This is a genomic window from Sporomusa acidovorans (genome assembly GCF_900101845.1).
GTDB lineage: Bacteria > Bacillota > Negativicutes > Sporomusales > Sporomusaceae > Sporomusa > Sporomusa acidovorans.
Genome location: NZ_FNAM01000005.1, coordinates 60,028 through 73,983, shown reverse-complemented (window position 1 = coordinate 73,983; position 13,956 = coordinate 60,028). Strand labels below are relative to the sequence as shown.

Genomic DNA, 13,956 nt, shown 5'->3' with positions numbered 1-13,956 from the left:
TTGTGTGAAAAGCAAAGATTCTTTAACGTGGAATATATAGTTAAAGAAATGTAAAAAGAAAGCAACTTGGTTAATAGTTTGGAGGAATTTGCTCACATTTTCCGAAATTAATATATACACTATAAAAACAAATGCGTCATTTCAGTTAGCCGTTAATCCAATAAAAAAAGCACTCTGCAAAAGATAAAATCATAAAGTCTTGTCCCGATCTTTAGTATGTCAACTGAGTAAAGGAGAAGATCATGGATAAAAAATTGCGCGTTGGTTTGGATATTGGTTCGACTACCATCAAGATGATTGTTTTAAATGAAAATAACGACATGGTATTTCATCAATACGCACGGCATCTCTCTAATATAACCGCGACTTTGCGTTCGATGATCGCTAAAGCTCAAGATGTTTTGTACCAAAAATTTTTGTCGGTTATGGTCACCGGTTCAGCCGGCATCAGCATTTCTCAGGATTATAAACTGTCCTTTATCCAGGAGGTTGTCGCCTGTTCGCATGCCATTAAGGCAATTCTGCCCGCCACGGATACGGCAATCGAGTTGGGAGGCGAAGATGCCAAGATAACCTATTTCAGCAATACGGTTGAACAAAGAATGAACGGTGTCTGTGCGGGCGGTACCGGCGCCTTTATCGATCATATGGCTGTTCTCTTAGGTACCGATCCGGCAGGCTTAAATGAACTGGCTAAACGTCATCAGACCATTTATTCGATTGCGTCAAGATGCGGGGTGTTTGCTAAAACCGATGTTCAGGCGTTGCTGAACGAAGGGGCGACCAAAGAGGACATTGCCGCCTCGGTGCTGCAGGCGGTTGTTAACCAGACAATCAGCGGTCTGGCGCAGGGAAGGCCGATCAGCGGCAAGGTAGCGCTCTTGGGCGGCCCACTGCATTTTTTGTCCGAACTTCGCAAACGGTTTATTGAAACTCTGAAATTAAAACACGAGCAAGTGTTGATTCCTGAACATTCCCAGTACTTTGTTGCCATTGGCGCAGCCTTGGCTTTGCAGGAAGAGCCGATATCCTACAAAGACTTTGAGTCTAAACGATCTTCCAAGCACTATATGGGCGTAAGTTCTCCCAGCGCGACCCATGACCCTTTGTTCGCCAACGAAGCGGAGTATAAGCTGTTTACGGAACGGCATAAAAAAAGCAGTGTACACCGCGGCAGCCTGGAAGACTATGCCGGCAAAGCCTACTTAGGTATCGACGCCGGCTCGACAACCACCAAAGTGGCGCTGATCGGCGAGGACGGCAGTCTCCTTTTCTCGTATTACGGGCCAAATATGGCCAAGCCGGTGGAAACGGCAGTGGCTGTGCTGCAAGACCTGTACACAAAGCTAAACAGCAATACACAAATCGTAAATTCCGCCGTAACAGGGTATGGAGAAAGAATTATTAAAGCCGCTTTACAGGTTGATATCGGCGAAGTTGAGACAGTGGCTCATTTTAAAGCCGCCAACCACTTTTTGCCTGACGTAAACTTTGTTTTGGATATTGGCGGTCAGGATATGAAGAGCTTCTTTATCCATGACGGTGTTATCGAATCCATCATGCTCAACGAAGCCTGTTCTGCCGGTTGCGGTTCGTTTATTGAAAATTTTGCCCAGTCGCTTGGCATGAATATCCGGGAATTTACGTCACTCGGACTCAAATCCCGTCACCCGGTGGACCTTGGCACCCGCTGCACGGTATTTATGAATTCCAAAGTAAAGCAGGCCCATAAGGATGGGGTCGATATTAGTGACATCGCGGCCGGTATTTCGCTTTCGATTGTTCGCAATGCTTTATACAAAGTAATCAGGATTAAGAGTCCGGCCGATTTAGGTGAGAAAATCGTTGTCCAGGGCGGCACCTTTTATAATGACGCCGTTCTCCGCGCCTTTGAAAAAACAATTGGCCGCGAGGTTGTCCGGCCGGATATCGCCGGCATTATGGGCGCCTACGGGGCAGCCTTGCTTGCCAAGGAGCGTTACGAGAGCGGATACCGTTCCACACTGCTTGGTGCCGAGGAACTACAAGTCTTTACAGCCAAGACGTCTAATCATCGCTGTGAATTTTGCGGCAACAAATGCCTGATCACCACCACGCACTTTTCCAATGGCCAATCTTATCACGCCGGCAACCGCTGCGAGCGGGGAACAGGCAAAGAAAAGTCCCGGGATGATATTCCTAATTTTTATGAGTATAAATACAAACGGCTATTTCAATATCTGCCGCTGGCGGAAACGCAAGCAGTCCGGGGAATTATCGGCATACCGCGGGTTCTCAATATGTATGAGGATTATCCGTTCTGGTTCACCTTTTTTACCGAGCTGGGCTACAGGGTCGTACTGTCAGGCCGCTCATCCAGGAAACTATATGAACGCGGCATGGAAACAATCCCTTCGGATTCAGTATGTTATCCGGCAAAGCTTGTTCATGGGCATATAGCCGACTTGGTGGCTAAGGGCATCAAAAAAATATTCTACCCCTGCATTCCCTTCAATATCAAAGAGAATCTCCAGGCGGACAACCACTACAACTGCCCCATTGTCACATCTTATCCGGAAAATATTAACGCCAATATGGATATTGTCCGCAGTGGCGAAGTTATGTTCTGGCATCCCTTTTTGCCTTTGAATGACTCGAAACGCCTGGTTGAGCGGTTAAAGCAAGAGCTTGCCGCCGAAAATCTGTCCAGGCGGGAAGTGGCGGCGGCAGTAAAAAAAGCTTATGCCGAACTTGCCAAGTATAAAATGGATATTCAGCACGAAGCCGAAAACGTGCTGGAAAACATGCAAAAGCAACTTATGCGGGGAGTGGTGCTGGCCGGCAGGCCCTACCATATCGACCCGGAAATCAATCACGGTGTCGCCGAATTGATTCAGTCCTATGGGCTGGCAGTCTTGTCGGAAGACGCAGTAAGCCATTTGGCCCAAGCGGAAAGGCCGCTGCGGGTTGTCGATCAATGGGTGTATCATTCCCGTCTCTATAATGCCGCAGCCTTTGTGGCCCGGCAGCCGAACCTGGAATTGATTCAGCTCAATTCCTTCGGCTGCGGCCTGGATGCGGTTATCATCGACCAGGTAAAAGAAATTCTCGCAACCGGTAATAAGATTCATACAGTAATAAAACTTGACGAGGTCAATAATCTGGGTGCGGCGAGAATCCGCATCAGATCATTGATTGCGGCACTCAATGAACGGCATAAAAAAAAGCCGTCCGGCCGGCGGCCCTTGTCCCCCATACACGGTCATGCGGTTTTTTCCCGCAAAATGAAAAAAGAACATGTCATTCTGGCGCCCCAGATGTCGCCGATCCATTTTCGATTTTTAGAAGCCGGCATGAGCTGTACTCCCTATCACCTCGAAGTATTGCGGTCTATCGATAAAACGGCAATTGACGAAGGCTTAAAATATGTCCATAATGACGCTTGTTATCCGGCGATTATGGTAATCGGCCAGTTAATCGCAGCCTTAAAATCGGGAAAATACGACATCAATAACACATCGCTGATACTGGCGCAAACCGGCGGCTGCTGCCGGGCCACCAATTATATTGCGTTGCTCCGCAAAGCCCTGGAAGATGCCGGCCTGCCGCAGGTGCCGGTGATCTCCCTATCGGCCGGTGTCGAAAAATCCCCGGGCTTTTCCCTTTCATTTTCCGTTTTGGATAAGCTGATCATGGGAGCGGTTTACGGTGATTTACTTATGCGGGTCTTACACCAGGTACGCCCCTATGAAAAAATACCCGGAGCGGCTAATCAACTGTATGAGTATTGGGCCGGGCGGTGCGAAACCGCTTTGCAGGCCGGCGGTAAAAAAGCTTTTAGGGAAAATATTTACGGTATTGTCAGGGATTTTGACAGTTTGGAAATCGTTCAGAACAAGAAGCCCAGAGTGGGGATCGTCGGCGAAATCTTTGTGAACTATCATCCGTTTGCGAACAACCATCTTGTAGAATTGCTCGAAAACGAGGGTGCCGAAGCTGTGGTACCCGACCTCTTGGATTTCTTCTTGTATTGTGCGTATGACCGCAAGGTACAATACAAGCTGCTATCCGGAAAATTCAGCAGCATGATTGCCGGAGAATTATTCATAAAGGCCATCGAGTGGTATCAGGGCAGTATGCGAAAAGCGCTTCAGTCAAGCAGGCGCTTTCAGCCGCCGTCCTCAATCGACGAAACTGCCCGCAAGGCGTCAAAGCATTTGTCACTTGGAAACCTAGCCGGCGAAGGCTGGCTGTTGACGGGCAAGATGGTGGAAATGATTACCAGCGGCATAAACAATATTGTTTGCTTACAGCCTTTTGCCTGCCTGCCTAACCAGATTACAGGCAAAGGAATGATCAAAGAACTGCGCGGGCACTATCCCGACGCCAACATTGTACCAATCGATTATGACCCGGGAGCCAGCGAAGTCAATCAGCTAAACCGCATTAAGCTCATGCTGGCCGTAGCGAAAGAACAATTGCGACTGGAAACCGGTGCCGAGTCGGCAGAAGGGCGCCGGATTATTTGACACTTATATTTAACGAACCTCTATTTGCTGCAGCCAATCATGGAGTTTTTCGTAAAGCAGGCCTAGAAAAAACCAAACCGGGGCATAGTCCAGCCTTATCAGTCCCTGTACATGAAAAGCCGCACCCGAATAATCCCACGGACTGGTTCCGACAAGAATGCGTAAAAACCAGCCGGTCAGGTATTCGACGGCAAAAAACAAAAACATCCAGAAAAGCCCCCGTATCAACGTAGGCCAGGGACGAATCCGGTCATGAACAGGCTCAAAGAAGACGGCTAACCCGTATATGGGAAACATCCATAAATACGTTGTGGCTGTCAACCGCGGATCACCGGACAGCAACGACCCCATTCCTGTCCAGATGACCTCCAGGCACCAGCCTAGTGCTCCGTAAATATAATAATTTCGCATAAGCATAGTCTGAGCAATGAGCGATGTTATTATGAGTCTGGCAGACATCGCCTGGCCTGGTATTATTAACCATTTAGTATAGTAACTCCATCTGTTTTACGCGCAAGAAGAAAGCTGCCGTAACTATCGCTAAAGCGATAGCCTGGGCAGCTTTTTTTATTAATTAGCCTGCCGCATCGCCAGGGCGGCCATAATCTTCGCGGGAGTAACCGGCAATGCGGTCAGATTGGTTTCCAGTGCGTGATTGATGGCATTCACGGTTGCTGCGGTTATCGGGATTGTTGCTATCTCACCCACACTTTTAGCGCCATAAGGGCCATACTCGCCACCATTTTCAATCAAGATAACTTTGACAGGCGGCATATCCGGCGCATTAATCAGATGATATTTGCTAAAACGGCTACCACGGGCAACGCCGGTTTTTGCGTCGTAATCAAGATCTTCGGAAATTGCCATACCCAAGCCCATTTGTATGCCACCGTGGATCTGCCCCTCGACAAACCCCGTGTTAATTGCCTGACCGACATCATGTACCGCTACGACATCGGTAACTTTGACAAAACCGGTGAAGGTGTCGACTGCGACTTCCACAAAATTGACTGCATAAGAACCGGGATTGGCCGGTGACTGATAGGTGACGGTCCGAATAAGCTCAATCTGATTTTTTTGTTGAATGGCGGCCGCCATTTGACCATAACTTACGCCCTTCTCCGGTTCGCAGCCAGGCCAAATCCTGCCGTTTTCCAGCGTTACCTCATCCTCACGGCAGGAAAATATTTTCGCTGCCTCTCTGATAAATAAATCGCGCAGTTCTTCGGCCGCCCGCATGGCGTTGGCGCCGCAGACATGAATCACCCGGCTGGCCTGACAGCCGATATCGTACGGACTGATATCGGTATCGGCTTCCGGCGCTTCGATCATAGCCAGCGAAATATCCAGGACTTCGGCGACAATCTGCTTCATGGCGGTTACCGTACCATTGCCCAAATCATGCAGCCCGGCATTAAGCATAATGCTGCCGTCTTCCAACATACGAATCGTCATTGTCCCAAATTCCTGGTAAGCACCGTAATAACCGTTAACATGGGTGGCGCAGGCCATCCCCACACCGGTTCGCCAGCGTCCTGTCTGCTTGGGCCTGTTCCATTTCTGACGCCAGCCAAAAGCTTCCGCACCTTTGTGCACACAGTCTATTATTCTGGCATCTCCCAGATTCGGCCCGCCTGACGGGTCGTCATCATAAGGATGCACCAGGTTTTGCAAGCGAAGCGCAACCGGGTCCATCTTTAACCGCCTGGCCGCATTATCCAGGTTAATTTCCGTAATTGTCTGCACCTGGGGCGAGCCATAGCCCCTGGCCGCACCCGCTATCGCCGTATTGGTGTGAACAGCGACGGCCCGGTAATGCTGGTTGGGAATGCGGTATAGCCTAAACAATTTTTTGGCCATGGCATAACAAATAGCGCGCCCATTGGACGTATAAGCACCGGTGTCAACAATCTGTTTAATATCCCGTGCCAAAATCCTGCCTTCCGGCGTGACGACCGTTTTTACATAGCCGATCGTCTTGGTTCTGGTCCGGGTGGCTACAATGCTCGCCCACCGGTCAAATTCGATTTTTACCGGCCTGTTCAAATCTTTCGCAAAATAGGCGCAGTAGGTTTCCAGCGTAACTTCCTGTTTGCCGCCAAAGGAACCGCCAATGGGAGTCTTAATAATGCGAACTTTATGGTAAGGCACACCTAATACCTTGGCTACAATCAGGCGCACCGAATATACAATCTGGCAGGGGCTGTATACTGTCATTCTCCCCCGATGGTCCGGTACGGCAATACACACATGGGTTTCCATAGCGGCATGATGAATTTTGGGTGTCTCCACCCGGTCTTCAATCACAAAATTCTTACCGTCACTATGCAGAAACGGCTGAACATCTCCACAACCGGTTTCCATTGAAAAAAATGGATTGCCACTGTCATGAAGCTTAACCTCTCCGCTAAGCGCCGCTTCCGGGTCGATAACAACAGGTAAGGGATCAAACTCGGCTTTAATCAGACCTGCCGCCGTATTAGCGGCCTCTTTCGTTTCGGCGACTACCGCCGCTACGGTATCCCCCACATAACGTACGACAGCGGGAAAAAGCTCCTGGTCTTCGCTGGCGTTCTGCCCGGCAAACCACATTTGGGCGTTATACTTTACCCTGGTCGAGTTCTCGCGTGTATATATTTTCACAACCCCGGGCACAGCCATAGCCGCTGCCGTGTCAATGCTCCGAATCCGGCCATGCGGGACCGGACTGAATACCAGTTGAGCATACAGCGTTCCATCCACAGCCATGTCCCCGGTATAGCGGATCTGCCCGCTGGCCTTGGCTGCGCCGTCGTCGATGGGTATGGACCTGCCGACATATTTGAAATTGCGCGCAGGTTTTTCGTCCATCCTATTACCTCCTGACCTGTCTAATTCTGTTTACAAACGTCAAACAGCACTGCGGTCAAATCATAAGCCAGACCTTTGACTGCGCTTCTTTTGTAGGGATGCGAAGCCCGGCCTGCTATCATCTCATCCACCGTTTGGATAAGCAATTGTGCTAGATCATCAGCAAAAGATTCATCAACAACCCGTTGGCTGAAAAATTGCTGCAGGGCAAGCGGGCATACGGGTATTTTACCAATGGCCCCCATAGCCGCCTTGCCGGCGACAATCAGCCTTTTACTGCTGTTATAAGTAATACTCGCAGCCAGACTCAGCTTGGCAATTGTCACTTGTGACCGGCTGCCGATTTTCACAAAGGCGCTGCGGCGCTCAGGAGAAGTCGGAATCACGATTTCAGTGATGATTTCCTTTTCCTGAAGCCCCAGCAAAGTTTCCGCCAGTGACAGTTTGCGTGGCCCGTTTATGCCGTCCACTTGAATACTGGCATCCAGGGCGGCAAGCACCGGCAAACTGTCTCCCGCCGGCGAACCGCTTGCAATATTGCCGCCGATGGTTGCCCGGTTCCTTATTTGTACCGAACCCACCCGTCCTGCCGCCTGGGCCAGCGCACTGACTTTGGCTTTAATCACCGGACTTGCTGCCAGACAGGCAAATGTAGTACCGCCGCCAATTCGAATTTCCGTGCCTAAATCCTTGATATATTTTAAATCTGCGACCTGGGAAAGATCGATCACTAATTCCGCATTTTTTCCCTCATTATTATTGATAAAATCAGTGCCGCCGCTGATAAAAGCAATTTTAGCACAAGTATGCCTGACTTCCTGTAAAACGTCTTTGAGCTCCAAAAAACCTGCAATCTTATAGCCGGCCATCCGGGTTAGCCTCCATTCAATTCGTTAGCGGCAGCCTTAACCGCCTTGACAATATTTATATAACCGGTACACCGGCAAAGGTTTCCGGCAAGGGCTTCTTTGATTTCCGCTGCCGTCGGCTTGGTATTTTTCATCAGCAGCGCCTTGGTGCTCATAATCATGCCTGGTGTGCAGTACCCACACTGGATGGCTCCATTATCAACGAAGGCTTGCTGGATAACATCCAGTCCGCCGGCAGGCGCCAAGCCCTCAATTGTCAGGATTTCGGCATTTCTGGCCTGATACGCCAGTACCATGCAGGAATTGACGGCCTCCCCGTTCATTATAACCGTGCAGGCACCGCACTCTCCTTCACCGCAGCCTTCTTTCGCACCTGTTAATTTCAGTTTCAGCCGCAGCATGTCAAGCAGCCTTTCCTGCGGTTCAACCTCAAGTGTATGCATTTTTCCGTTTACAGTAAGATTAATCAGCATGTTTTCACCCCTTTATTGGCAATGGTGCTTTCCGGATATCCCGGCAATCCATTCAAATACATGATTGGATTGCCGGTGCGGGGACAAGTCTACTATTTTTATAAGAGTTGCTTATAAAATTAAATTAATAGAAGAATTCACATTTTATCATGTATGTCTTATCAAGACTATCCGACGACAGCGTAGTTAAACTCTTATTTTTAAGCTTAACATCTTGATACTCCAATGATGCAATCATATTCTTAGCAACAACCTTTTGATAAGCTAAGAACAAGCCTTTTACATTGTCATTGCCATGAGTGAAAATGTTATAAGGATTAGTAGGATAAGCAACCGCCGTAGTATCAAAACCTCCGGCACCGGAAGGAGTAGCACCGGGATCAAGACTACGATAGGAAACCGACCAGGCGTCAGAACCTACTTTTTCCGGGTTAACCAATGGCACTGCCGAATAGTATACTGCCGGTCCCTGACTATTGCTAAACTGAACCGACCATCCCTTAGGATTGGAAGGTATAGTAACGGCATCACTGAGTGTAGTGCTGATATAATCCGCTAAGAGCGTGTATTTTCCTATCTTGTAATTGGCAGAAACCGACCAACCTTTTGAACTGCCAAAACTACCAACACTGGTATTCATAGTTCCTGACCCATTGGCAGTACTGGTGCCGGGAACATCTGCCCAATAATAACCGGTTCTAAGATTTAAGTTATCTGCTAATTTAAATCCTACTTCCGCAGTAGTTAACTGATTGGCGTTTCCACTGTCTCCCAAACCATTCCCCTGACTTGTATCCGACTTAATATTACCTGTCCAGCCTCTAAACTTCACATTGCCAAAGGTATCGTTAATTAAAACTCCATCAACTGCCATGGGCTTGCCCATCAATCCATTACCAAAAACATCAAGTGCTGACCGACCGACTCGTATACTATCCAAACCAAGAACATTCTTAGCCGTAATGTTCATAATGTCTAAATAGACAGTAGAACCGGGAGAAGAATCGGTATTGCCAAATTTATTCCCATAGTTTGTACTCAAACGGCTTGTCCAGGAAATGTCATCATTCAGAGCACCTGAAAATTTAATTCGCTGACGAAAATCATATCGATCCGATCCATGCAATTTCTTAGCACCATTAACAGTAGGATTATCCACCATATAGCGCATCCTGGTGTCTCCACCAACAGTAATTTTAGTTTTTGCTTCCAATTTGCTTACACGTGATCCTAAACGATTTAATTCTGTAGCAAATTCTGCAGACAGTCCGTCAATCAATTTTTTATTAGTATCATCAGCTGTTTCATAGCGTTGCATTGCCTTATCAATCATAATGGCAAACTCATAACGGCTCATCGCCCTGTCACCACGGAAAGTATTATCATCATAACCTTCAACCAATCCGGCTTTAACTAATTTTTTTACCGAATCATAAGCCCAATGATTTTCAGGTACATCACTAAAGGAAGATATCGCCAAAGCTGTTCCGGTTACGGTCATAATTAACAATGTAATAAGCATAATTGTGAAACTCTTTTTCATTTTCTCTCCTCACCTTTTTGTAAAATAACTGTGCAAATAACCCCAACTCTGTATTACATCCCCTATTGTCGATTTACATTATTTTTATAAGGAACTTAGACTTCACTACGACCAGTTTACAGCCACTGCAATTACCAGTGAAATGGCTGCAAAAGCCCATACCAGATAAAGATACGGCATTATAAATTTCAGCCATCTTGAGAAGGGAATTTTACCCACTGCAATAAATGCCACCGTAACTGCGGTGGTGGGAAAACAAAGATGTGCTAAGCCATCACCATATTGAAAAGCCAGTATAGCAATCTGACGGTTTAAATGAATAACATCGGATAAAGGAACCATGATTGGCATGGACAGCATAGCAAGTCCACTTCCCGACGGAATAAAAAAGGTTAGAAGAGATTGTACAATAAACATGCCCACCGCAGAAATTGCTGGCGACAACCCCTGCAAAGGGATAGAAAAATAATATACCAAGGTGTCGGTAATATGGGTATTGTTCATGATAATCTGGATTGATCTTGCAAGCCCGACTGCCATTGCCGGCATAAATATTGCTTTACCGCCATCAATAAATTCATCCGCAATTTTACCTGGACTGAATCCGCCAATAAGACCGGCAATAATTCCCCCTAAAATGTAGATAGCCGACATTTCTGTAATTTGCCAGTGCCAGTTATATGTCCCGTAAAGTAATACGCCGATTGTTATTGCCAAGGTCAGTATTATCAGTTTATGCCTTACGGTAAATATGTCATCTCCTAAAGACTTATAAGCATCGAATTCAGAGATGTCTATACCTTCCATAACGCTTTTTCTTCTGCCACTTTTTACTGCGTTACCGTACCGTAATATATACACAATGGTTATAGCTACTAATACAATCAGGACAAATAACCTGTAGGAAAATCCGGAGAATAACGGAAGTTGAGCAATATTATGGCCGATGCCAACTGTCCACGGGTTAGTCGGTCCAGCCGTCCAGCCAACAGCAACTCCCAATAATCCTATCGCCACACCAACTACGACGTCATAGCCTAATGCAAGTGCTATTGATACACAAATGGGCGCAAAGGGAATAGTAGCTTCAAACATGGCGGGAAAAGCACCAATGAGTGCAAAAAAGATGACAATGGAAGCTAAAATCCAACCGCCTTTATCCTTGCCAAATACATTGATCAAACTTCCAAGTGCAGAACGTATAGCACCCGTACTGTCAAAAATCCTGATGGATCCCCCAATAAGAAGTATCATAAACAATAAGGATGACGCGGCCTGCATTCCCTGGGGAACAGCCTGGAAAAAACCCATAAACGTCATCGGCGAGGATGGAATAGTATGAAAACTTCCTGCCTTCGTTAATAATTGTCCGCCAACTTGAACCCTATCATATTCTCCCGCAGGAATTACATAGGATAGTAAGGCAATAAACGCTAAAATAGAAAACAAAATTACAATGGAATTATTGAAACGCTCTGCAAGACTACTTTTCTTTTTTATTGACAGCTCCGACATGTAATTATCTCCTTAGCATTTTGTTTTATAACAAATAAGGTTAGTTTTTTATTAAAAAAATGGCTTCTTTATTTTTGTCCTTACTGCTAATTTCTTATCGTCTCACCCCATTTTATCAGTAATATTTTCCGGATAATTAATATGACTATCTCTCCTCCCATTTCGTATTGCCTGTCATTGAACCTTCAGACTATTCTAATCATTACTTCTTTAACGCAAAATCCGTGCCAAAAATCCCATATTCACCTTGTATTATTTTCCCCTTGAATTAATTAGCTTCTCTGCTAAAATTGAACTACACATTCTCTGTTGCAAGCATTATAATTAATCAATAGCAACATTTTTTTGCGCATTGATTTGTTGCACCGAAGCTTTGTCTATATCATTTCCCGACAAAAAATTGCTAGCAGGCGGTGAATGAAACCCATGGCTGATTTTGATACATTACTGTACTTACAGACAATTGCCAATCATATCCAGGATGCTGTCTACGTGATTAACAAACAGGGTGACGAGTTGTTTTTTAACAATAAAATCGAACGTTTTGAGCCCTCGCAGCGCCAGCATATGCTGGATGAATTGCGCAGTGTATTCCTCACAGGCAAGCCCTCCTTTGATAAATATACGAAATACATCACCGTAGATCGCCGTGAGGTACATATGCTGTCAACCATCATTCCTATCGAAAAGCACGGGGAAATTGTGGCTGTTTGCTCTATTAATAAGAACATTACCGAAATGACGAATTTACTTAACAAAATATATAAACTGCAAGAGCAACTGCACAATTATTGTCAGAGCAGCGCTAACTTGCAAAATGGCACCACCTATACCTTTGACTGTTTAATCGGCCGGAGCCCCTTAATGTCCGCAGTCATTAACAAGGCAAAAAAAGCGGCCTGTAGTCCGGCCCCCATATTATTAACAGGCGAAACAGGTACCGGCAAAGAAATTTTTGCCCAAAGCATTCATAATTATGGACCAGCTAACTCCCAGCCGTTTGTCGCTTTAAACTGTGCTGCTATTCCTGAGACATTACTGGAAAGTATGATTTTCGGCACAACCAAAGGCGCTTTTACCGGCGCGGAAAATAAACCCGGATTATTGGAGCAGGCAGGAAGAGGCACCTTGTTTTTAGATGAGATAAACAGCATGAGCTTAGTGCTGCAGGCTAAAATGCTACGCATCCTTGAGGAAAAGAAGTTCCGCCGCCTTGGCAGTAACCAGGAGGAACCTATGAATTGCCGGATCATTAGTTCCTCCAATGTGGATTGCCACAATTTACTGGCTGAAAATAAAATGCGGGAAGATTTTTTTTATCGCGTAGCGGTTGTTAACTTGCATATTCCCCCCTTGCGTGAACGTCAGCAGGATATCTTGCTGCTGGCCAGGTATTTCATCAGCAAATTTAACAAGGCTTATGGCAAACAAATAACCAGACTCTCAACTGATTTGGAAGAAACCTTGCAAAACTATTCCTGGCCGGGAAATGTCCGTGAGTTATGTCATGTACTCGAAAACGCCGTCAATTTCTTTGATGATAATGAAGCCACCCTAACTGCAGCCTACCTTCCCGATTATTTTCACAAGCAATCGCTGATACCTATGCACACCGTTGAAGCAGCCACTGCCCAAAATCAAACATTGCCCCAGACATTGGAAGGGATAGAGCGCCAACTAATTATCCGTGCTCTTGCAGCAAGCAAGGGTAACATAACCAAAGCTGCATTAGCGCTTGGTATTCACCGGCAGAATCTGCAAGTTCGCCTAAAAAAATTAGGCATTACCAAAAACGTGCAATTCGTAGTTAAATAAGCTATCTAAAAAGCCCAAGGACTGATACTCTTTTTGAGATCAGCCCTTGGGCTTTTTATCTAACGGTACTACACAACCTGAATAAAGATTTCCATGCGCCACAGACCATACCTTCATTTGCCGCCGTTTCCCCGGACATAAAGAGTTTATAGAGAAATGATCGTCCTCCATCCAGCGCCGTCAACCTGGCCTCGGCTTCCGCACAGCCGCCGCCAATCGTGCCAATAACACGGCCATCCGGATAAACCAGCATCATCGCCCCGGCTTTGCGCGGCGTGGAACCACTTGTGGCAATAATACTGACCAGGGCAGCCTGCCGGGCAGCGTTTATGGCATAAACTATGGTATCCTCCATTTGGATGACTAAGTTTTTACCAAGTAAA

At 46.5% G+C, this 13,956-nt stretch carries 9 protein-coding genes; 2 read left to right on the top strand and 7 right to left on the bottom strand.

What is annotated here, in order from left to right; all coding sequences use genetic code 11:
- Positions 1-242: 242 nt before the first annotated feature.
- Positions 243-4,508, top strand: a complete 4,266-nt coding sequence (locus tag BLR65_RS05695) for a 2-hydroxyacyl-CoA dehydratase (RefSeq protein WP_093793228.1) — start codon at positions 243-245, stop codon at positions 4,506-4,508.
- Positions 4,509-4,517: 9 nt separating this feature from the next.
- On the opposite strand, the gene BLR65_RS05690 is transcribed toward BLR65_RS05695, so the two are convergent.
- The 6 genes from BLR65_RS05690 to BLR65_RS05665 all read right to left on the bottom strand — a co-directional run bounded on the left by BLR65_RS05690 (position 4,518) and on the right by BLR65_RS05665 (position 11,758).
- Entirely contained in the window at positions 4,518-4,967 is a 450-nt protein-coding gene (locus tag BLR65_RS05690) for a putative ABC transporter permease (protein ID WP_245692489.1), read from the bottom strand.
- Positions 4,968-5,078: 111 nt separating this feature from the next.
- Positions 5,079-7,358 (bottom strand): xanthine dehydrogenase family protein molybdopterin-binding subunit, encoded by a 2,280-nt coding sequence (locus BLR65_RS05685; protein WP_093793227.1) that lies wholly within the window; start codon positions 7,356-7,358, stop codon positions 5,079-5,081.
- A 20-nt stretch (positions 7,359-7,378) separates the two neighbouring features.
- Positions 7,379-8,227, bottom strand: coding sequence for an FAD binding domain-containing protein (locus tag BLR65_RS05680; protein ID WP_093793226.1), 849 nt, complete (start codon positions 8,225-8,227; stop codon positions 7,379-7,381).
- A 5-nt stretch (positions 8,228-8,232) separates the two neighbouring features.
- A complete protein-coding gene (locus BLR65_RS05675) occupies positions 8,233-8,700 on the bottom strand; it encodes a (2Fe-2S)-binding protein (protein WP_093793225.1) in 468 nt (155 codons plus the stop codon).
- Positions 8,701-8,824: 124 nt separating this feature from the next.
- Entirely contained in the window at positions 8,825-10,243 is a 1,419-nt protein-coding gene (locus BLR65_RS05670; RefSeq protein WP_093793224.1) for an S-layer homology domain-containing protein, read from the bottom strand.
- 105 nt (positions 10,244-10,348) lie between these two features.
- Positions 10,349-11,758, bottom strand: coding sequence for a YfcC family protein (locus tag BLR65_RS05665; RefSeq protein ID WP_093793223.1), 1,410 nt, complete (start codon positions 11,756-11,758; stop codon positions 10,349-10,351).
- A 417-nt stretch (positions 11,759-12,175) separates the two neighbouring features.
- On the opposite strand from BLR65_RS05665, the gene BLR65_RS05660 reads away from it, so the two are divergent.
- The gene (locus BLR65_RS05660; protein WP_093793222.1) at positions 12,176-13,573 is read left to right on the top strand and encodes a sigma-54 interaction domain-containing protein; all 1,398 of its coding nucleotides are present in this window, start codon (positions 12,176-12,178) and stop codon (positions 13,571-13,573) included.
- Positions 13,574-13,628: 55 nt separating this feature from the next.
- Here the strand turns inward: BLR65_RS05660 and BLR65_RS05655 are convergent, their stop codons facing one another.
- Positions 13,629-13,928 (bottom strand): XdhC family protein, encoded by a 300-nt coding sequence (locus BLR65_RS05655; RefSeq protein WP_093793221.1) that lies wholly within the window; start codon positions 13,926-13,928, stop codon positions 13,629-13,631.
- Positions 13,929-13,956: the final 28 nt, after the last annotated feature.

Bases quoted from the DNA above. Each gene is read 5' to 3' on its own strand.
- BLR65_RS05690 (WP_245692489.1), bottom strand. From the start codon at position 4,967: ATGTCTGCCAGACTCATAATAACATCGCTCATTGCTCAGACTATGCTT.
- BLR65_RS05685 (WP_093793227.1), bottom strand. From the start codon at position 7,358: ATGGACGAAAAACCTGCGCGCAATTTCAAATATGTCGGCAGGTCCATA.
- BLR65_RS05670 (WP_093793224.1), bottom strand. From the start codon at position 10,243: ATGAAAAAGAGTTTCACAATTATGCTTATTACATTGTTAATTATGACC.
- BLR65_RS05695 (WP_093793228.1), top strand. From the start codon at position 243: ATGGATAAAAAATTGCGCGTTGGTTTGGATATTGGTTCGACTACCATC.
- BLR65_RS05655 (WP_093793221.1), bottom strand. From the start codon at position 13,928: ATGGAGGATACCATAGTTTATGCCATAAACGCTGCCCGGCAGGCTGCC.
- BLR65_RS05680 (WP_093793226.1), bottom strand. From the start codon at position 8,227: ATGGCCGGCTATAAGATTGCAGGTTTTTTGGAGCTCAAAGACGTTTTA.
- BLR65_RS05665 (WP_093793223.1), bottom strand. From the start codon at position 11,758: ATGTCGGAGCTGTCAATAAAAAAGAAAAGTAGTCTTGCAGAGCGTTTC.
- BLR65_RS05675 (WP_093793225.1), bottom strand. From the start codon at position 8,700: ATGCTGATTAATCTTACTGTAAACGGAAAAATGCATACACTTGAGGTT.
- BLR65_RS05660 (WP_093793222.1), top strand. From the start codon at position 12,176: ATGAAACCCATGGCTGATTTTGATACATTACTGTACTTACAGACAATT.